Origin of the sequence: Micromonospora vulcania (assembly GCF_042658605.1) — a bacterium.
Taxonomy (GTDB): Bacteria; Actinomycetota; Actinomycetes; order Mycobacteriales; family Micromonosporaceae; genus Micromonospora; species Micromonospora vulcania.
Genome location: NZ_JBHSQS010000004.1, coordinates 185,811 through 204,679 on the forward strand (window position 1 = coordinate 185,811; position 18,869 = coordinate 204,679).

Below are 18,869 nucleotides of genomic sequence, written 5' to 3' on the forward strand. Positions count from 1 at the left end.
CGAGCGACGGGGTCACCGGTGATTCCTGGCGGGGCTGCGGGACGCTGCTGGTCACCGCGCGATGGTAACGCCGGTGCGCCTCGGCACCCGACCGCTCAACCCTGCCGGCCGCCGACCGCGGAGGTGTCGACCACCTGGGCGGCGGACAACCGTGGGGTGTGCGGCGGACCGGCGTGCGCCGGGTCCGCGATCCCCAACCGCAGCACGAGGTACGGGAAGCCGAGCCCGGCGAGCAGCTGACGCAGGGTCTGCCGGGTGCCCTCCACCTCCACCACCGCGCTGAGCGGCACCACCGACACGCCGAGTCGGGTGGCGGTCAGCCAACCGGCGGAGAGCGCTTCGCCGGCGCGCAGCCAGCTGTCCCGTTCGTCCTCGTCGCCGTGCAGCATCGCGTACACCGCCATGCGGTCGTGGCCGGGGCCCACCGGCAGGCTTCCGGGGCGGCCGAAGTCGCGGCCCGGCACGGTGGTCTGTGCGGGCTGCGCGGGCAGTACCTCGGCCGGTAGGCCGGTGCCCTCGCCGGCCCGGCTGGTCCAGTACGCCAGCTCGGCGCGCAGCTCCGGATCCTCGGCCTCGACCGTGTCGGCGTGCCCGGCCGTGGCGGCCAGCTCCAGCACCTGGTCACGGTCGAGGATCTGCAGCCGACCGCCCTCGGTGGTGACCGCCCGGGTGATCTCCTCGATCGCGCTCGGCGGCACCGGCTCGTCGCTGACCGGTCGCCGGTCGGTGTGCCGAACCTGCTGGGTGTTGTGCACCGACGGGGCGTGGCCGGCGGTCACGGCGGCCTCCGCCAGCGCGGTGGTCAGCTGGCTCTGCTGACTCATGGTCACGACCTCTCCGTCTCTGCCATCGTGTCGCACGGTCGTCCTGCTCCGCGCGGGTCAGCGTTCCCGGACCACCGCGGCCGGGCAGTGGGCGTGCTGGATGAGCTGCTGGCTGACCGAGCCGAGCAGCATCCCGGCCAGCCCGCCCCGGCCCCGGCTGCCGGCCACCACCAGCTGCGCGTCGCGGCTCGCCTCGATCAGCATGGCCGCCGGGCTGCCCGGGACCAGGTCCACGGTGATGGCCAGCTCGGGGTAAGTGCGTCGCCACGGCTCCAACGTCTGCTCCACCGCCGCCCGCTCGTCCGGCACCCCGGCCGCCCCGCCCGGGCCGGCGGTCCAGGCCCGCAGGACGCGTAGCGGCACCCGCCGCTGGGCCGCCCGTTCGGCCGCGAAGCCGAGCGCCACCAGCGACGGCTCCGAGCCGTCCACACCGACCGCGACCGGTCCGGTCGGCGCGCTGCCGGAACCGTCCCGGACCACCACGACGGGGCAGTGCGCGTGCGCGGCGACCGCCACCGCCGTCGACCCGGCCAGCAGCCCGCCGAATCCGCCGTGACCCCGGCTGCCGAGCACCAGCAGCCCGGCCTCGGCCGAGCGTTCCTGCAGCACCAGGGCGGGTGGGCCGTCGTACACCTCTCCGGTGACGGTCACCCCGGGATGCGCGGCGGCGGCGTCCGCCGCAGCCTGGCGGACCAGGTCGTCCACCTGCCGGCGGGCGGTGTCGTCCGGCCAGACGCCGGGCGCCAGGCCCGGACCGACCCAGCCGGCCACGGTCAGCCATTCGAAGACGTACGACAGCCGTACCGGCTGGCCGCTGTGCCCGGCCTCGTCCAACGCCCAGTTCAGTGCCACGCTGGCGTCGGTGGAGCCGTCGTAGCCGACCAGGATTTCCGCGTCACGCACGTCGTCCTCCTCAGGGGTTCGTCGGGGCGGTCTCGCGGACCCAGCGCCACTCGGCCACCTGCGGGTCGTCCTCGCCGTACCGGCGGGTGTAGTCCCGGGCCGACTGCCGGGCGTCGACCATCTGCTGGCGCAGGTGCGCGGCGCGCGCGGCCAACCCGGGAACCCGGTCGATGACGTCGATGACCAGGTGGAAGCGGTCCAGGTCGTTGAGCATCACCATGTCGAACGGTGTGGTGGTGGTGCCCTCCTCCTTGTAGCCGCGCACGTGCAGGTTGTCGTGGTTGGCGCGGCGGTAGGTGAGTCGGTGGATCAGCCACGGGTAGCCGTGGTACGCGAACACGACCGGCCGATCCGCGGTGAAGATGGTGTCGAACTCGTTGTCCGGCAGACCGTGCGGATGCTCGGTGGCGGGCTGGAGCCGCATCAGGTCCACCACGTTGACCAGCCGCACCCTCAACTCCGGCAGGTGCTGGCGCAGCAGGTCGGCGGCGGCCAGCGTCTCCAGCGTGGGCACGTCCCCGCAGCAGGCCAGGACCACGTCCGGCTCGCTGCCGCCGTCGCTGCTGGCCCACTCCCAGATGCCCAGGCCACGTCGGGTGTGCTGGATCGCCTCGGTCATCGTCAGCCAGTTCGGTGCCGCCTGCTTCCCGGCCACCACCACGTTGATGTAGTGCCGGCTGCGCAGGCAGTGGTCCATCGTGGCGAGCAGGGTGTTGGCGTCCGGCGGCAGATAGACCCGGACCACCTCGGCCTTCTTGTTGACCACGTGGTCGATGAAGCCCGGGTCCTGGTGGGAGAAGCCGTTGTGGTCCTGCCGCCAGACGTGGCTGGAGAGCAGGTAGTTCAGCGAGGCGAGCGGCTGTCGCCAGGGGATGGCCCGGGTCACCTTCAGCCACTTGGCGTGCTGGTTGACCATCGAGTCGACGATGTGGATGAAGGCCTCGTAGCTGGTGAACACCCCGTGCCGACCGGTCAGCAGGTAGCCCTCCAACCAGCCCTGGCACAGGTGCTCGGAGAGCACCTCCAGCACCCGCCCGTCCGGGGAGAGGTGGTCGTCGCCGGGCACCGTGGCGGCAACCCACGCCCGGTCGGTCACCTCGAAGGCGGCGCCGAGCCGGTTGGAGGCGACCTCGTCCGGGCCGAACAGCCGGAACGTCTCCGGGTTGGCGGCGATCACGTCCCGGATCCACGGCCCGAGCACCCCGGTCGCACCGGCCATCGGCTCGCCGGGCGAGGGGACCGCCACGCCGTACGTCCGGAAGTCGGGCAGGTTCAGGTCGCGTAGCACCAATCCGCCGTTGGTGACCGGGTTGGCGCTCATCCGTCGGTCGCCGCGTGGCGGCAACGTCCGCAACTCCTCGACCGGCGCGCCGGTCGCGTCGAACAACTCCTCCGGCCGGTAGCTGCGCAGCCAGCGCTCCAACTCGGCCAGGTGCGCCGGGTTGTCGCGTACCTGCGACAGCGGCACCTGGTGGGCCCGGTAGGTGCCCTCCACCGGCGTGCCGTCGACCTCGCGCGGGCCGGTCCAGCCCTTCGGCGTACGCAGAACGATCATCGGCCAGCGGGGACGCTCGATGGTGCCGCCGGAGCGGGCGCGGCGCTGGATCGCGGCGATCTCGTCCAGGGCCCGGTCCAGCGTCGCGGCGAGCGTCCGGTGCACCTGGGCCGGGTCGTCGCCGGCCACCACGTACGGCTGGTAGCCCGAGCCGTGCAGGATTTCGAGCAGGTCCGTCTCGGGGATCCGGGCCAACACCGTCGGGTTGGCGATCTTGTAGCCGTTGAGGTGCAGGATGGGCAGCACCGCGCCGTCGCGGGCCGGGTTGAGAAAGACGTTGGAGAGCCAGCTGCCGGCCAGCGGCCCGGTCTCCGCCTCGCCGTCGCCGATCACGCAGGCAACCAGGAGGTCCGGGTGGTCGAAGGCCGCGCCGTAGGCGTGGCTCAACGCGTACCCCAGTTCGCCGCCCTCGTGGATCGAACCCGGCACCTCCGCCGCGACGTGGCTGGGGATGCCGCCGGGGAAGGAGAACTGCCGGAACAGCCGTGCCATGCCGGCCTCGTCGCGGGACACGTTGTGATAGCGCTCCTCCCAGCTGCCCTCCAGCCAGGTGTTGGCCACGATGGCCGGCCCGCCGTGCCCCGGACCGGTGATCAGCATGGCGTTCAGGTCACGGGCGACGATCGTCCGGTTGAGGTGGGCGTAGATCAGGTTGAGCCCGGGGCTGGTGCCCCAGTGGCCGAGCAGCCGGGGCTTGATGTCGTCCGGGGTCAGCGGCTCGCGCAGCAGCGGGTTGCCCATCAGGTAGATCTGCCCGACGGTGAGATAGTTTGCGGCTCGCCAGTAGGCGTCCAGCCGGCGCAGCTCGTCGTCGGTGAGGGCGCGGCGCGGGTCGAGCGCGGTGTCCATGATGCTCAGCCTCTCGCGGGTTGGATGGGGCGTCCGGTGTCCAGCCTCGTCGCGTCGACGCCCCCGGGTCAGGGCCGTTGGTCCCGCCTCGGGCGGGCGTCCGGCCCGGTCAGCGGCGCCTCGGCGAGCCCACGGACGACGATCACCGGGGCCGGGGAGTGGTAGAGCATGGACTGGGCGACCGAGCCCAGCATTCCGCGCCCCGGTTCGTCGCCACGGGCGGCGACCAGCGCCACCTGTGCCGAGCGGGACGCGTCGACCAGCATCTCGCCGGGGTCGCCGCGCAGGACGCGGCGCTCGGTGGGCACGTCCGTCCGGCGGGCGGTGTGCCGGGCCAGCATCTCGGCGAGCTGGTCGGTGACCACGTCGGTGTCCTCGTCGGGTTCGGCCACCCGCAGCGCCAGCAGCGGGGCGCAGCGCCGGGCGGCGCACTCGAAGGCCCACTCCAGGGCGAGCTCCGAGCTGGGCGAGCAGTCCACCCCGACGAGCACCGGGCCGCTCGGCGGCGGCTCACGGCGGACCACCAGCAGTGGGCAGCCGGCCCGACCGGCGAGCTGCACGGCGATCGTCTCGGCCGGGACGCACTCGCCGCTGCCGGCCATCCCACTGTCGCCGACCGCGAGCAGGAAGGCCGTCTCGGAACGGCGGATCAGGGTGGGCAGCGTGGCGCTCTCGACGATCTCGCCGCGTATGGTCAGCCCCGACTCGATCTCGTGGGCCAGTTGGGCGGCCCGGGTGATCAGGTTCTCGGCCTGGTCGCGCGGCGCGGCGACGGTCTCCGCGGTGAAGGCCGCGTGCCAGTCGAAGGTGTGCAGCACGTGCAGTGGCCGGCCGTGGCCGGCGGCTTCCTGTGCGGCCAGCCGGAGAACCGTGAGGTCGCCGTCCGAGCCGAGGGCGACCAGCACCGCTGCATCGGTGGATGCGGCCATCCGACATCACCTCCCGGGCGTCGCGCCCGGCACGACCGCGCTGTCCCTGACCGAGGGTAGTCGGGTGGTTGCGGCGGCGGGTCGGATCGGCCAGCACCGTGAGCTGGTCGTCGCCGCCGATTCGCTCGTCAACGAAGGTTGACAGGAGTTGCGCTGTCAACGTATGTTGACGGCATGAGTCAGGCAACGGAACTCGCGGCGGCAGCCGGCAGCACCGACCCCCGGGTCGGGCTGCGCGCCGTCCGCGCCCTGCGCCGGCTGCTCGAGCGGCTCGAGGTGGTCCAGGTGGACAACGCCCGTCGACAGGGCTGGTCCTGGCAGGAGATCGCCGACGTGCTCGAAGTCAGTCGGCAGGCGGTGCACAAGAAGCACGCCGGGCGGCCGGCGGTCAATTCATCCTGGGAGGCGTGATGTTCGAACGATTCACCGACCGGGCCCGGGGCGTCGTCCGGCGGGCGGTCGAGGAGGCGCGATCCGAGGGCCAGCGACCGGTCGGCACCGAGCACCTGCTGCTCGCGCTGACGGCCGACGAGGCGGGTCTGGCCAGCCGGGTGCTGGCCGACGCCGGGGTACGAGCCGACGACCTGCGGGAGCGGGTCCGACGCCACACCGCCAGCGGCGGCGTCGGCCTCGGCGACGCGGACGCGGCGGCGCTGCGGGAGATCGGCATCGACCTGGCCGCGATCGTCGCCCGGATCGAGGAGTCCTTCGGCCCGGACGCGCTGCGGGAGGCCGTGCCGGCGCCGCGCCGCCGCTGGGGACGCCGACGGATCCTGGGTGGGCCGTTCTCGCCCCGGTCGAAGAAGGCGCTGGAGTTGTCGCTGCGGGAGGCGCTGCGACTGCACCACCGGCACATCGGCACCGAGCACATCCTGCTCGGGGTGCTCCGGGAGGGCCAGGGGCTGGGCGCGCTGGTGCTCACCGAGGCCGGCGTCGATCTCGACGATCTGCGCCGCCGGGTGGAGACCGCGCTGCGGGCGGCAGCCTGAGGTTGGGCCGGGAGCGCCGCCGGGCGGTGCTCCCGGCTCATCGGCGGTTGTCGTGTTGAAACCTGTCTGTGGCACTTCCGACGCCGGCCCGTCGTGGGCTCGCTGAAGCCGCCCCGGTGCTGCACACTGACGCCGTGGATGCTGGACAGGACAGGCGGCCCTCGGGCGGCGACGGCGGGCTGCGCTCCGCCGTGGTGGTCAACCCGGTGAAGGTCGCCGATCTCGACGAGCTGCGCCGCACCGTCAACGACGCCCTGGCCGTCGCCGGTTGGCCCGAGCCGCAGTGGTTCGAGACCACCGTCGACGACCCGGGCCGCGGCCAGACCGAGCGGGCCGTCAAGGCCGGCGTCGACCTGGTCTTCGCCTGTGGCGGCGACGGCACCGTGATGTCCTGCGTCAGCGCCCTGGTCGGCACCGACGTTGCGCTGGCGGTGCTGCCCCAGGGCACCGGCAACCTGCTCGCCGCCAACCTGGGTCTCTCCACCGACCTGGCCGCGGGGCTGCAGGTCGCCGTCGAGCGGGGGCGGCGGCTGCTGGACGTCGGCGCCGTGGAGGACCGGTACTTCACCGTGATGGCCGGCATGGGCTTCGACGCCCAGATGCTCGCCGCCACCTCCGAGACCACCAAGGCCCGGATCGGCTGGCCGGCGTACGTCGTGGGGGCCGCCCGACACCTGCGGGACCGGCCGATGCGGGTGCAGATCCGCGTCGACGACCGCCCACCGATCCGCCGCCGGGCCCGTACGGTCCTCGTCGCCAACGTGGGCCGACTCCAAGGCGGGATGCGCCTGCTCACCGAGGCCGAGCCGGACGACGGCTGGCTCGACGTCGCCGTGCTCACCCCGCGTAACCTGCGGCACTGGCTCGCGCTCGGTTGGGCGGTGATCCGCCGCAACGGCCAGGTGCCGCAGATGGAGGTGTTCCGGGGCCGACGCGTCGTGGTCACCAGCAACCGGGCCCAGCCCCGGGAGCTGGACGGCGACCTGATCTCCCCGGCCCGGCACCTGCGGGCGGTGGTCCGGCCCAAGGCGCTCTGGCTCTGCGTGCCACAGCCCGAGGACGCCCCCGACCTGTCCGTCGATGCCCAAAGCGCCGGAGAGCGGGGCGAGCGGCTGGTCGAGGAGGCGCGCCGTGAGTAGCACCCGGATGGTGCCGGAGACCCGGCTGATGACCGACGAGGAGCTCTCCGCCGACGACGCCTGGCACACCCTGCGCCGCCAGTGGGGCTGGCACCTGCTGCGGGACGCCTTCATCCGGTTCCGTTACGGCGACGGGTTCAGCCACGCCCGGGCCTTCGCGCTGCAACTCTGCCTCGCCGTGGTGCCGTTCCTGATCGCCCTCACCGGTCTGATCAGCGAGCTGGGCGTCGAGGAGGGCGGCCGGGTGGTCGCCGACACCGTACTGGCGCTCACTCCGGGCCAGAGCGAGCAGATGGTGGCCGAACTGCTCGGCGAGGGCGACCGCGTCGAGGACGCCGGCGAGTTGGCACTCACCCTCGGTCTGCTCACCGGGCTTGTCGCGCTGACCACCACGATGGCCCAGATCGAGCGCGGCGCCAACCGGATCTACGGCGTGGAGCGGGACCGCCCGGCCTTATGGAAATACCTGCGCGCCGCCGTGCTGGCCGTCACCGCCGGCCTGCCCGCGCTGGCCGGCTTCCTGATCCTGGTCGGCGGCGGCGCGATGGGCGACTCGGTACGGCAGCACTACGAGTGGGGTGCGATCGCCAACGGCATCTGGACCGTGGTCCGCTTCCCGCTGAGCCTCGGTCTGACCGTGCTCGCCGTGGCGGTGCTGTTCCGGCACGCGCCGCGCCGCAGACAGCCGGGCCTGTCCTGGCTGTTCTTCGGCGCCGGCATCGCCACCGCGCTCTGGTGGCTGGCCAGCCTGCTACTCGCCGCGTACGTGCGGTTCAGCGAGGGCTTCGGGCAGACCTACGGCGCGTTGACCGGGATGATGGCGCTGCTGCTCTGGGCCAACCTCACCGGTGTGGCCCTCTTCGGTGGGCTGGCCTTCGCCGCCCAGCTGGAGGCGCTGCGCATCGGCGTACGGGAGCCGGCCCAACCGGACCTGTGGGAGCCCGAGGCCGACCGCGAAGGGCTCTACGACACCGGGGACATGAGCGCGTTGTAGCCCTGCGCCGCCCGGTGTCCGCGTGTAGCCGCGGCGAGGATCGGGTATTGCGCCTCGCCAGGTGCGACGAAGGAGGTGCGGGGTGACCGCGGTCAAAGAGGTGGTGCGGCGTCCGATCGGGCATTTCACCGAGCGGAGCATCGCCGGTCTGGTGGCGGTCACCGGCGCCGGGGTGGCCTTCGGGCTGCTGTTGCTGCTCGTGCGGGTGCGCTGGAGTCCGTTGCAGACCGCCGACCACGCGGTCGCCGAGTGGTTCAACGGACTCGTCGCCCCGCACCACGCGCTGGTCACGGTGCTCCAGGCGGTGACCGACCTGGGCGGCCGACCGATCCTGATCTGGCTGGTCACCATCGCCGTGGTCGGGCTGCTGATCCGGCGACAGCCACGGCTGGCCGTCTACCTGATCATCACCGGCGTCGGCGGCCTGATCCTCGACCCGTCGCTCAAGACGTTGGTCGGCCGGCTCCGCCCGGTGGTGGACATCCCGGTGGCCAGCGCGCCGGGCAACAGCTTCCCGAGCGGGCACGCGCTCGGCTCGTTCGTCGCGTACGGGGCGTTGCTGCTGGTGTTCCTGCCGGCGATGGCGCCCCGCTGGCGCAAGCCCGCGATCGTCGGGGTCGCCGCGCTGGTGGCACTGATCGGGCTGACCCGGATCGCGCTGGGCGTGCACTTCGTCTCCGACGTGCTGGCCGGCTGGTTGCTCGGCGCGGCCTGGCTGGGCGTCACCGCGTACGCCTTCCGGCTCTGGCGACGTGAGCGCGGCCGGCCGGTGCCGCCCCTGACCGAGGGACTGGAGCCCGAGGCGGGGCACGACATCGCCCCCGCCCCGGCCGAGGAGCACGTGCTGGCCCACCCCCGCTCGGCGGTGGCCGAGCTGCTGGTCGGCTGGGTGCTGGTGTTCGGGGCGCTCTACGCCTTCGGCACGTACGTCAGCTACCACGCCAAGGGCACCTTCTTCGACACCCTGGACACCGAGGTGCCGCGCTGGCTCGCCGACCGGCACACCGACGTGCTCACCGAGGCGAGCTGGTGGTGGAGCAAGTTCGGTGACACCCACGCGATCCTGATCATCTCGCTGGTGTTCTGTCCGCTGGTGCTGGCGGTCTGGCGGCGCTGGCGGCCAGTGCTGTTCGTGGCGCTGGCGATGGTCGGTGAGCTGACCCTCTTCCTCGCCTCGGCCCGAGCGGTCGACCGGCCGCGCCCGCCGGTGGAGAACCTGGACGGGCAGATGCCCACCTCGTCCTTCCCGTCCGGGCACATCGCCGCGACCATCTGCATCTGGGTGGCGATCACCATCATCGTGCTGCCGCGTACCGACCGCTGGTGGCGCTGGATCTTCGTGGCCCTGGCGGTGATCATGCCGGTCGGGGTGGCCACCTCCCGGATGTACCGGGGCATGCACCACCCGACCGACTTCATGGGCGCGATCGTGCTCTCGGCGCTCTGGATCGGGCTGCTCTACCTGGTCATCCGACCCAACGCCGACGTGCGCGAGGGCAACCAGCCGAGCATCGAGTCGGAGGACGTGGACACCCTCGACGACGAGCTGGCCCGGGCCGGCCGGGCCGACTGAGCGTCGCCGTGCTGCGGGTGATGACCTGGAACATCCGCACCGGCGGTCGGGACCGGGGCGGTCGGGACCGGTGGCACCTGCTGGTCGAGGTGATCACCGCGCAGCGGCCGGACGTGCTGTTGGCGCAGGAACTGCGCGGCTTCGACCGCCCCGGCGTGCTCGACGACTTCGCGGCCCAGCTCGGTATGCGCCCGTACCTGGCCCGCAGTCGCCTCGGCCAGCCCGTGGCGGTGCTGGTCCGGCCGCCGCTGCGCACGCTCGCCGCGAGCCCGGTCCGTCGGCCGTTCCACCACGCGGCGGCGCGGGTGGTGCTGGCCACCGACGCCGGGCCGCTGACCGTGCTCTGCACCCACCTCCAGCCGTACGCCGGTGGTTGGCGACGCGTCGAGGCGGGTTGGCTGGCCGGCGCGTTACGGCGGGCACCCGGTCGGCTGGCGCTGCTCGGCGGCGACCTGAACACCCTCGCCCCCGGCGGCGACCACACCGAACGGCTCGGTCGGCTGGCGCCCGCGTACCGCCGTCGGCACCTGCGCTGCGACGGGCGGACGGTGGACAGCCGGGCGGTGGCCCGGCTGCTCGCGGCGGGTCTGGTCGACCTGCACCCGCTCGTTGGCGGGGCGGACGAGGGGTTGACCGCGCCGACCCGGCTCGACGGCGGCCAGGAGTTCTCCGGAATGCGGCTGGACTACCTGCTCGGCACTCCGGCACTGGCCGAACGGCTCCGGGACTGCCGGGTAGTTCGTGGTGCGGCGGCGGACATCGCGTCCGACCACTATCCGGTGTTGGCCGATCTGGACCTGACCGCCGGCTGATCGCCTCGTCTCGGCGGCTCGCCCGGCCGCCGTCGCCCACGTGGTCGCCGGGGAGATCTGCGTCACCGTGGGGAGTTGATCCGAAGAGAAATCACCTACGCTGCGCGATCGTGTCGACAGTTCGAGAGCTTTCGATCAGGTTGCTCCGATCGCCTTGTACGTGGCTTGTCGTGCTCGCGATCTACGTTCTCGGGCGGTGGTCGCGTGCACAGGTCCTGGAGATGCATCAAGCCGTCGGCGCATGTGACCTGGGCATCTTCCATCAGGCGGTGCAGGGCTGGGCGTTCGATGGCTGGCCGGACGTGCCGATCAAGGGCTTTGCGCAGTTGGGCGATCACTTCTCGCCGATCTTCGCGCTCTTGGCACCGATCCTGTGGGTGTACGACTCGCCGATTGTCCTGGTATACGCGCAGGTACTGCTGATCTGCTTGTCTGGCATTCCGATCTACCACCTCTTCCGGCGCCACTACGGCGTCTGGGTGGCGAGCGGAATGCTTGTCGCCTACCTCGGCAGTCATGCCGTTCTGGGGACGATCAGGTTTCCGGTGCACGAGGTGATGTTCGGCGCGCTGTTTCTGTCCTGGGGCCTGGAACGCATGCTCGCCGGCAGATGGACGCAGGCCAGCGTGCTGATCGCCGCGCTCGTCACGGTCAAGGAGGACGGCGGCTTGCTCTGCGCGCTCGTCGGCCTGTACGCCCTGCTGCACCGACGCTGGCGGCACGGCGCTTTCCTGATGATCTGGGGCGTCGGCTGGTTCGCGCTGACCCTGAAGGTGATCATCCCTGCGCTGCACCCGAGCGGGTCTTATACCTACGAAGGGGACTACCAGCAGAATCTGCACGCCGACGGGATCTTCGCGGGTATCCCATACATGCTGGGCCACCCGTTGGAAGTCCTGCACCTCATGGTGGACCAGCCGGCCAAGGTGACGACCTGGCAGCAGCTGCTGATCCCGATCGGGTTCGTGGCGCTCGCCTCGCCGCTGGCCCTGCTCGCCGCCCCGCTGATGCTGGCCCGAATGCTGTCGTCACGCGAAACGCAGTGGTCATCGTCGCTGTACTACAACATGCCGCTGATGCCGATCATGTTCGCCGCCGCAGCCGACGGCATCCGGCGCATCGGTAACCTGCTGGACCGGCTCCGGGGGCTACCGCCGGCACCCGACCCGACGAACACCGCCGCCGAAAGCCCACCACAGCCGAGCACGAACGTGGGAACCTCACCGGAGGTGAGCACCGACGGGACATCACGCCGGTCATTCAAGCGGATCAGGGCCTCAACGGTCCTGGCAGCGAGTGCGGCCATCGTGCTCAGCGGCGCCGCCGTGTGGGACCTCCGCAGCGATCCCATCGTACGGTGGCACCTGGATGCCGCGGCCGCCAGCGAACCGGGTCGCACCGAGATCGCGGCCGAGGCCCGCCGCGCGCTGACGCACGTTCCACCCGGTGTGACCGTCCGCGCCACCAACGTCCTTGTGGTCCCCTTGCTCGCGACCAACAAGGTGACGCTGATCGGCTCGAACACCGATCACGGTGACTGGGCCGTCGTCGACACCGCGGACCCCGGCTGCCCGCTCGGCCCTGACGACGTGCCGAGGGTGATGCGGCAGTTGGACGGTATGGGGTTTCGTTCCGTGTACTCGGCAGGCCGATTCGTTGTCCTGCACCGCACCGCCCCACCGATCGCACCCATCCAGAGCATCGGCAGTTGAGCTGAGCAGGGCCGTGGCGTGGACCCGTTACCGTGCCCACGTGACCGACCATCCCACGCTGCGCCCGCCGCTGCCCGGCCCGCCGGCCGCGCCTGCGCAGGTGCGCCCGGCTCCCGGCCCGCCGGCCGTGTACCCGGGGGAGCCGGCCGCCGCCGAGCTCCCGCTCGTCGCGGCCGTCGCGCGCGGTGTGGCGCTGGTCGTGGTGCTTCCGGTACGCCTGCTCTGGGAGCTGATCGCGGCCACCGGCCGGCTGCTGAACCGCTACCTGCTCAACCCGACCGGCCGGTTCCTGCGTCGCTGGCTGCTGGCACCGTTGGCCTGGGTACTGCACCGGCTGGTGTGGATTCCGCTGCTCTGGGCGGCCCACACCCTGCTCTGGATCCCGCTGGTCTGGGTGGCCCGCACGCTGGTGTGGGTTCCGCTGGTGTGGTTGGGGCAGGCCGTCGCCTGGCTGGCGCGCACCCTGGTGTGGGCACCGTTGGTCTGGTTGGCCCGCGTGGTGCTCCGCCCACCGCTGGTCTGGCTCGGCGGCGCGCTGAGCTGGCTCGTCGAGCACCTGGTGGTATTGCCGATCCGCTGGCTGGCCACGGTCCTCACACCCGCCGGTCGGCTGCTGTGGCGCGGCGTCGGCCTGCTCGCGGGGGCTCTGGCCGCCGCGCTGGTCGGGCTGGTGCGCGCGATCTGGTGGGTCGTCGTGGGCTTCGCCCGGCTGATCGTCGCCGCCGTGGTCGGCGCATGGCGGGTGGCCGGGTGGCTGCTGCGGCTGGGCTACCGGCTGCTGCTGCGACCGCTCGGGCACGGGCTGCGCTGGCTGTGGCGGCACACCGTCCGTCCGCTGCTGCGGGCCGTCCGGTGGGCCTGGTCGGTCACGGTCGTGCCGGTGGCGCGCGGCCTCCGAGCGGCGTGGCGGGCGACCGTCCCGCCTATGGCCACCTGGACCCGCCGCTCGGTGTTCGATCCGGCTCGGCTCGCCTCCCGGGAGGTGCTCACCGCGCTCGGGCTGCGCCGCTGACCGTGCTGCTGGAGCGGCTAGAGCAGCACGTTGACCAGCACGGTCAGCAGCACCGAGGCGAGGATCGACAGGAGGATCATCAGCAGGCAGCCGAGGCCGCCGCCGAGTGGGCGGATCTCCGTGTTGCCAACACGCATCGGTTCACCTGTCCGTGGGAGTGCGAGTGGAAGTGGAAGTGGGCTTCACAGCTCACGCAGCCGGGGTAGCAGCTGCTCCTGCGCCCAGTCCAGGAACATCGGCTGGCTCTCGCCCCCGATCTGGACCAGCGCCACGTGCGTGAAGCCGGCGTCGACGAACTTGCGGAACGCCTCCACGTGCACGTTCACGTCCGGTCCGCAGGAGATGCCCTCGGCGACGTCCTCCTCCCGGACGAACTGGGTGGCGGCGGCGAAGGCCTCCGGATCGGGCAGGTTGGCGTTGACCTTCCAGCCCATCCCGAACCAGCGGAACTGGTCATGCACGATCTTGCGACACTCGGCCTCGTCGGGGCCGTAGCAGATCGCCACCTGCCCGTAGCGGGGCTGGCCGGCGCCACCGGCGTCGTCGTACATCTCGATGATGTGCGGGTCGGGCTCGGTGGCGACGATGCCGTTGCCGTACTCGGCGGCGAGGGTGGCGGACTGTCGACCGGAGGCGGCGATGGCCATCGGGACCGGCTGCTCCGGCCGGTCCCAGACGTAGGCGTCGGGTACGTCGAAGTGATTGCCGGAGAAGGTCAACGTCTCGCCGTTGAGCAGCGGGCGGATGATCTGCAGCGCCTCCTCGAACATCTCGTGTCGCTGCTCCACGTGCGGCCAGCCGCCCACCACGTGCTCGTTGAGGTTCTCCCCAGCGCCCAGGCCGAGGGTGAACCGGCCGTCCGAGAGCGCTCCGATGGTGCTGGCCTTCTGGGCGACCACGGCCGGGTGGTAGCGGCGGATCGGGCAGGTGACGAACGACATCAGCTCCGCCCGGGAGGTCGCGTGGGCGACCGCGCCGAGCACCGACCAGGCGTACGGGGAATGGCCCTGGGAGTCCAACCAGGGGTAGTAGTGGTCGGACATCACCAGTTGATCGAAGCCGACTGCCTCGGCCCGTACCGCGTGGTCGATGAGTTGCTTCGGACCGGCCTGCTCGCACATCAGGGTGTAGCCGACGCTGACCATCCTGGTATCTCCTCTCCGCCGACGGATCGTCCCCGGATACCCAGGTCGCCAGCGGCCAACCCTCCCGTCCGTTTCGCTGGGGCTGCGGCCACCGGAGCATCGGCCTACGCTGATGGGTACGCCGCCGGGAGTCGGGTGGCGGCTGTCGGGCTGCAGCCGCCTTCCCCTGTCACGTCCCCACCCCTGCCGGGCATCGGGGGTCCTCCCTGAGGAAGGCCATGAAGACTCGACTCTCCGCCGCCGGCGCGGCCCTGCTCGCGGTGCTCGTCGCCGTGTTGGCGTTCGGGCAGCCCGCGCACGCCGCGGCCGGCTTCTCCGTCGCGGGCGGCAAGCTGTACGACGCCAACGGCACCGAATTCATCATGCGTGGGGTCAACCACGCGCACACCTGGTACCCGCAGCAGACCAGCTCGTTCGCCGACGTCAAGGCACTCGGCGCCAACACCGTGCGGGTGGTGCTCTCCAGCGGCGACCGGTGGACCCGCAACAGCAACGCCGACGTCGCCAACGTCATCGCGCTCTGCAAGGCCAATCGGCTGATCTGTGTGCTGGAGGTGCACGACACCACCGGGTACGGCGAGCAGAGCGGCGCGATCACCCTCGATCGGGCCGTCGACTACTGGCTGAGTATCGCCGACGTCCTGACCGGCCAGGAGAGGTACGTCCTGGTCAACATCGGCAACGAGCCGTACGGCAACCAGAACTACGCATCCTGGGCCACCGACAGTGCCAACGCGATCAAGCGGCTGCGTGCCGCTGGGCTGACCCACACGATCATGGTGGACGCGCCGAACTGGGGACAGGACTGGTCGTTCACGATGCGCGACAACGCCGCCTCGGTCTTCGCCGCCGACCCGGCCCGCAACACCGTCTTCTCCATCCACATGTACGGGGTCTTCGACACCGCTGCGGAGATCACCGACTATCTGGGCCGCTTCCGTGCCGTCGGGCTGCCCATCGTGGTCGGCGAGTTCGGCTTCAACCACTCCGACGGCGACCCGGACGAGGACACCATCCTCTCCCACAGCCAGGCGAACGGGATCGGCTGGCTGGGCTGGTCGTGGAGCGGCAATGGGGGCGGCGTGGAATACCTCGACATGGCCACCGCCTTCAACCCGGCCAGCCTGACCAGTTGGGGCCAGCGGATCTTCAACGGCGCCAACGGCATCCGGCAGACCGCACGGGAGGCGACCGTCTTCGGAGGTACACCGCCGCCGACCACCCCGCCACCGACCACGCCCCCGCCGACCGGTGGCTGCACCGCGACCTACACGGTGGTCAACCAGTGGCAGGGCGGCTTTCAGGGTGAGGTGCGGGTGACCGCGGGCCCGGCCGCGATCACCGGCTGGAGCACCCGGTGGACCCTCGGCAACGGTCAGAGCGTCAGCCAGGCCTGGAATGCGGTGCTGACCAGCAGCGGGGCCACGGTTACCGCCCGCAACGTGGACTACAACGGCCGACTGGCCGCCGGCGCAAGCACCAGCTTCGGTTTCATCGGCGGCTGGACCGGCAGCAACGCCAGACCGGAGGTGAGCTGCACCGCGAGCTGACCGACGCATCAACAACGGTGGCCGGGTCCGTGCGGACCCGGCCACTCGTTTCGCGTACGGGCATTGCACTCCCCATAGCCGATGATCAATAGTTGCCGCAAGGTGTCGTGCTGTGGGATTCCCCACTCCTGAGGGGGCAGTGGGTGATCTCGATGATCCATATGGTGACCCTGCGGTTGCTTTCCGGCAACCGTTCAGCCCGCAGGGGCCACGGGGGTCCTTCATGTACGACTGTGCACAGTCGTGCCCGCGATCGATGGGCGCGACTCGCTTCGCCACGCCCAGCGCCAGCACGCCACGCGTGAGAGCCGCGTGATCGCGGCCCGGCGTGCCTTCGCCGCGCTCCGACGCACGTCGATACCGACACCGGTACGCGTCGCACAGCGTCCCTGCCACCTGATCCAGAAAGGATCGTCAGTGTCATCGTCTTTTAGACGGCGAGCAGTCCAGGCCGGTCTGCTCGCGGCAACCCTGGTGGCGGGGCTCCTCAACGCCTCGTCCGTCCAGGCGGTGACCGGCGGGGCCGCCGTCACCGATGCGTCGTACGCCTTCGTCGCCAAGGTCGACGTCGGCTCGTTGGAGCGCTCGTGCAGCGGGTCGCTGGTCGACCCCTGGTGGGTGCTCACCGCCAAGAGCTGCTTCAGCTTCGACGGTCAGCCCGTGGTCGCGGGCAAGCCGGCCAAGCCGACGACCGTCACCGTCGGGCGCTTGGACCTCACCACGTCGACGGGCGCGGTCGTTCCGGTCTTCCGGATCGTGCCGCACGCCGATCGTGACCTCGTGCTCCTGCGGTTGTCCAGCCGGGTCGACGTGACCCCGGTGGCGCTGGGCGCCGCGCCGGCGGTCGGCGAGCAGCTCACCGGCGCCGGCTTCGGTCGTACCGCCACCGCCTGGGTGCCCGACCAGTTGCACGGCGGCTCGTTCGCCGTGCAGTCGGTCGGATCGTCCACCGTGAATATTTTGGGCAGCGGGCAGACCGGAATCTGCCGCGGCGACCTCGGTGGCCCCACCGTTCGGGTGGTGGCCGGCAAGCCGCAGCTGGTCGGCGTGCACTACAGCTCGTGGCAGGGTGGGTGCTTCGCCGAGACCGAGACTCGCCGCGACGCGGTGGACACCCGGGTCGACGACCTGGGGGCCTGGTTCGCGGCCAGCATGCCGCAGGGCCCGGCGATGGACACGAAGGAAGACATCAACTTCCTGTACACGTACGACTCGGGCGATGCCGCTCCGACGACCTTCCCGGCGAACTCGACGGGCGGGTTCCCCGGCCCGATCGGTTCGTGGAAGGGCGGCGGTTCGGCGTACTACAACCGTGACCGGGTCAAGGTGTTCAACGACGACTTCGACGGTGACGGCGTCAAGGACCTCGTGGTGTTGTCGACCCGTACCGATGGCAGCTTCGCCATCGACACGTTCATCACCGGTGCGGACGGCAAGTACGGTGCGCCGCTGCGTTCCTGGACGGCCCCGGCCGGTTGGGGGCATCTCAGCAGCATGAAGATGACCTCCGGTGATTTCAACGGTGACGGTCGGGCCGACCTGAGCGCCTTCTACGGTTACAACTCCGGTAACGGCGACGAGGCGTGGATCAACTGGATCGCCCGACCGGATGGCGGATTCGACTCTCCGATCGAGGCGTGGCGGGCCAGCACCTTCGGCAACTGGAACAGCGTCTCGGTCTTCTCCGGGGACGTGAACGGGGATGGCCGGGACGACGTCAGCCTGTTCTACGCGTACGCCACCGGGGCGATGGCGCTGATCACCTGGCCCGGCCAGGCCGACGGTAAGTTCCCCACGGGATACACCTCCTGGTCCACTCCGGCGGACAAGCCGTTCGGCTCGCTGGCCTCGATGAAGCTGGCGGACGGCGACTTCAACGGTGATGGTCGCGATGACGTGGCGGTCCTCTACAACTACGGCGGGACGTCGACCGGCCTGCACACCTGGACGGCCAAGGCGGACGGGAACTTCAACGCGCCCGTCGCGTCCTGGAAGTCGACCTCGTTCGGCCAGTTCGCCAGCATCAAGATCGTCTCCGGCGACTACAACGGCGACAAGCGCGACGATCTGGCCTTCCTCTACCGGTACGGCGACGAGAGCCAGGGGTTGCACACCTTCACCTCGACCGAGAGCGGGGGCTTCAACGTCCCGTTCGGATCGTGGTTGGACCGGCCGCGAGCCTTCGGCTGGTGGTCGAACATGCGGATGGACGGCGAGTAACCAACGCCGAGTGCTGGTGGTGTCCCCGCTTCCCCACCGGGAGGCGGGGACGCCGTGGCTCTACATCGGATCCAAATTTGGTATACGAGGGTGGCCCGGAGGTGAACGCAGCCGGTCAGGTCGCGCTGGCCGGTCCGCGCAGCTACCAGCGGAAGTTCCTGATCTCGGCGCGGTTCAGGGCTGCCCAGCGCGACTACGATACGGCCCTGCACGGCGCGACCGTGAAGCGGTACATCCTCGAAGCGACCAACTACGCGACCCAGGCCAATGACCTCGCGGCCGCGGCGGCGGTCTTCGCCACCCAGGCGGCACAGTCCGTGAGCCGCACCGTGACGGGTGCGGTCAGTGCTCCCCGGTCAGGTTCACGATGACCACCCCGGCGATGATCAGAGCGATGCCGGCGAGCTTGGCCAGCCCGACCGACTCGTGCAGGAACACCACCCCGATCGCCACGATGGTCGCGGTGCCCACGCCCGACCAGAGGGCGTACGCGACGCCGACCGGGATCTCCTTGACCGCCTGCGCCAGCAGCACGAACGCCAGCAGGTAACCACCGACGCAGACCAGCGTCGGCCAGAGGCGGGTGAATCCGGCGGTGGACTTGAGCAGGCTGGTCGCCAGCACCTCGGCGGCGATGGCGATCCCGAGCAGCACGTACGCCAT

The 18,869-nt window shown here is 71.3% G+C and carries 17 protein-coding genes; 11 read left to right on the forward strand and 6 right to left on the reverse strand.

The window, feature by feature from the left end; all coding sequences use genetic code 11:
• Window positions 1-95: 95 nt before the first annotated feature.
• The 4 genes from ACFQGL_RS07825 to ACFQGL_RS07840 all read right to left on the reverse strand — a co-directional run bounded on the left by ACFQGL_RS07825 (window position 96) and on the right by ACFQGL_RS07840 (window position 5,060).
• On the reverse strand, window positions 96-824 hold the full coding sequence (locus ACFQGL_RS07825) for a nitroreductase family protein (protein ID WP_377507641.1): 729 nt from the start codon (window positions 822-824) through the stop codon (window positions 96-98).
• Window positions 825-881: 57 nt separating this feature from the next.
• On the reverse strand, window positions 882-1,727 hold the full coding sequence (locus tag ACFQGL_RS07830; RefSeq protein ID WP_377507644.1) for a universal stress protein: 846 nt from the start codon (window positions 1,725-1,727) through the stop codon (window positions 882-884).
• A gap of 10 nt (window positions 1,728-1,737) precedes the next feature.
• Complete coding sequence (locus ACFQGL_RS07835) at window positions 1,738-4,131, reverse strand: phosphoketolase family protein (RefSeq protein WP_377507647.1); 2,394 nt, start codon at window positions 4,129-4,131, stop codon at window positions 1,738-1,740.
• A gap of 68 nt (window positions 4,132-4,199) precedes the next feature.
• On the reverse strand, window positions 4,200-5,060 hold the full coding sequence (locus tag ACFQGL_RS07840) for a universal stress protein (RefSeq protein WP_377507650.1): 861 nt from the start codon (window positions 5,058-5,060) through the stop codon (window positions 4,200-4,202).
• A gap of 174 nt (window positions 5,061-5,234) precedes the next feature.
• On the opposite strand from ACFQGL_RS07840, the gene ACFQGL_RS07845 reads away from it, so the two are divergent.
• The 8 genes from ACFQGL_RS07845 to ACFQGL_RS07880 all read left to right on the forward strand — a co-directional run bounded on the left by ACFQGL_RS07845 (window position 5,235) and on the right by ACFQGL_RS07880 (window position 13,291).
• Complete coding sequence (locus ACFQGL_RS07845; RefSeq protein ID WP_151488855.1) at window positions 5,235-5,471, forward strand: helix-turn-helix domain-containing protein; 237 nt, start codon at window positions 5,235-5,237, stop codon at window positions 5,469-5,471.
• Entirely contained in the window at window positions 5,471-6,049 is a 579-nt protein-coding gene (locus ACFQGL_RS07850; protein ID WP_377508367.1) for a Clp protease N-terminal domain-containing protein, read from the forward strand. The genes ACFQGL_RS07845 and ACFQGL_RS07850 overlap by 1 nt, the downstream gene beginning before the upstream one ends.
• A gap of 134 nt (window positions 6,050-6,183) precedes the next feature.
• Window positions 6,184-7,188, forward strand: coding sequence for a diacylglycerol/lipid kinase family protein (locus ACFQGL_RS07855; RefSeq protein ID WP_377507654.1), 1,005 nt, complete (start codon window positions 6,184-6,186; stop codon window positions 7,186-7,188).
• Window positions 7,181-8,182, forward strand: coding sequence for a YihY/virulence factor BrkB family protein (locus ACFQGL_RS07860; RefSeq protein WP_377507657.1), 1,002 nt, complete (start codon window positions 7,181-7,183; stop codon window positions 8,180-8,182). Before ACFQGL_RS07855 ends, ACFQGL_RS07860 begins: the two co-directional genes overlap by 8 nt.
• Window positions 8,183-8,264: 82 nt before the next feature.
• The gene (locus ACFQGL_RS07865; RefSeq protein ID WP_377507660.1) at window positions 8,265-9,755 is read left to right on the forward strand and encodes a phosphatase PAP2 family protein; all 1,491 of its coding nucleotides are present in this window, start codon (window positions 8,265-8,267) and stop codon (window positions 9,753-9,755) included.
• A gap of 8 nt (window positions 9,756-9,763) precedes the next feature.
• Window positions 9,764-10,567: an endonuclease/exonuclease/phosphatase family protein gene (locus ACFQGL_RS07870; protein WP_377507663.1), complete on the forward strand. Its 804-nt coding sequence runs from the start codon at window positions 9,764-9,766 to the stop codon at window positions 10,565-10,567.
• Between the two features lie 170 nt (window positions 10,568-10,737).
• Window positions 10,738-12,279 carry a DUF2079 domain-containing protein gene (locus ACFQGL_RS07875; RefSeq protein WP_377507666.1) on the forward strand — a complete coding sequence of 514 codons (1,542 nt, stop codon included), beginning with the start codon at window positions 10,738-10,740 and terminating at the stop codon, window positions 12,277-12,279.
• A 40-nt stretch (window positions 12,280-12,319) separates the two neighbouring features.
• Window positions 12,320-13,291 carry a hypothetical protein gene (locus ACFQGL_RS07880; protein WP_377507668.1) on the forward strand — a complete coding sequence of 324 codons (972 nt, stop codon included), beginning with the start codon at window positions 12,320-12,322 and terminating at the stop codon, window positions 13,289-13,291.
• 182 nt (window positions 13,292-13,473) lie between these two features.
• On the opposite strand, the gene ACFQGL_RS07885 is transcribed toward ACFQGL_RS07880, so the two are convergent.
• A complete protein-coding gene (locus tag ACFQGL_RS07885; protein ID WP_377507671.1) occupies window positions 13,474-14,436 on the reverse strand; it encodes a TIGR03557 family F420-dependent LLM class oxidoreductase in 963 nt (320 codons plus the stop codon).
• A gap of 218 nt (window positions 14,437-14,654) precedes the next feature.
• Here ACFQGL_RS07885 and ACFQGL_RS07890 point away from each other — a divergent pair, with 218 nt between their 5' ends.
• The 3 genes from ACFQGL_RS07890 to ACFQGL_RS07900 all read left to right on the forward strand — a co-directional run bounded on the left by ACFQGL_RS07890 (window position 14,655) and on the right by ACFQGL_RS07900 (window position 18,577).
• Window positions 14,655-15,986, forward strand: coding sequence for a cellulase family glycosylhydrolase (locus ACFQGL_RS07890; RefSeq protein WP_377507674.1), 1,332 nt, complete (start codon window positions 14,655-14,657; stop codon window positions 15,984-15,986).
• 417 nt (window positions 15,987-16,403) lie between these two features.
• Window positions 16,404-18,206 (forward strand): trypsin-like serine protease, encoded by a 1,803-nt coding sequence (locus ACFQGL_RS07895; protein WP_377507676.1) that lies wholly within the window; start codon window positions 16,404-16,406, stop codon window positions 18,204-18,206.
• A 101-nt stretch (window positions 18,207-18,307) separates the two neighbouring features.
• Window positions 18,308-18,577, forward strand: a complete 270-nt coding sequence (locus ACFQGL_RS07900; RefSeq protein WP_377507679.1) for a hypothetical protein — start codon at window positions 18,308-18,310, stop codon at window positions 18,575-18,577.
• Here the strand turns inward: ACFQGL_RS07900 and ACFQGL_RS07905 are convergent.
• On the reverse strand, window positions 18,549-18,869 hold the full coding sequence (locus tag ACFQGL_RS07905; protein ID WP_377507682.1) for a DMT family transporter: 321 nt from the start codon (window positions 18,867-18,869) through the stop codon (window positions 18,549-18,551). The two genes, ACFQGL_RS07900 and ACFQGL_RS07905, sit on opposite strands and share 29 nt — an antisense overlap.

What these genes read in the sequence shown, in the direction of transcription:
- ACFQGL_RS07825 (WP_377507641.1), bottom strand. Translation starts at nt 824, where the DNA reads ATGAGTCAGCAGAGCCAGCTGACCACCGCGCTGGCGGAGGCCGCCGTG.
- ACFQGL_RS07835 (WP_377507647.1), bottom strand. Translation starts at nt 4,131, where the DNA reads ATGGACACCGCGCTCGACCCGCGCCGCGCCCTCACCGACGACGAGCTG.
- ACFQGL_RS07890 (WP_377507674.1), top strand. Translation starts at nt 14,655, where the DNA reads ATGAAGACTCGACTCTCCGCCGCCGGCGCGGCCCTGCTCGCGGTGCTC.
- ACFQGL_RS07885 (WP_377507671.1), bottom strand. Translation starts at nt 14,436, where the DNA reads ATGGTCAGCGTCGGCTACACCCTGATGTGCGAGCAGGCCGGTCCGAAG.
- ACFQGL_RS07845 (WP_151488855.1), top strand. Translation starts at nt 5,235, where the DNA reads ATGAGTCAGGCAACGGAACTCGCGGCGGCAGCCGGCAGCACCGACCCC.
- ACFQGL_RS07905 (WP_377507682.1), bottom strand. Translation starts at nt 18,869, where the DNA reads ATGGCGTACGTGCTGCTCGGGATCGCCATCGCCGCCGAGGTGCTGGCG.
- ACFQGL_RS07850 (WP_377508367.1), top strand. Translation starts at nt 5,471, where the DNA reads ATGTTCGAACGATTCACCGACCGGGCCCGGGGCGTCGTCCGGCGGGCG.
- ACFQGL_RS07840 (WP_377507650.1), bottom strand. Translation starts at nt 5,060, where the DNA reads ATGGCCGCATCCACCGATGCAGCGGTGCTGGTCGCCCTCGGCTCGGAC.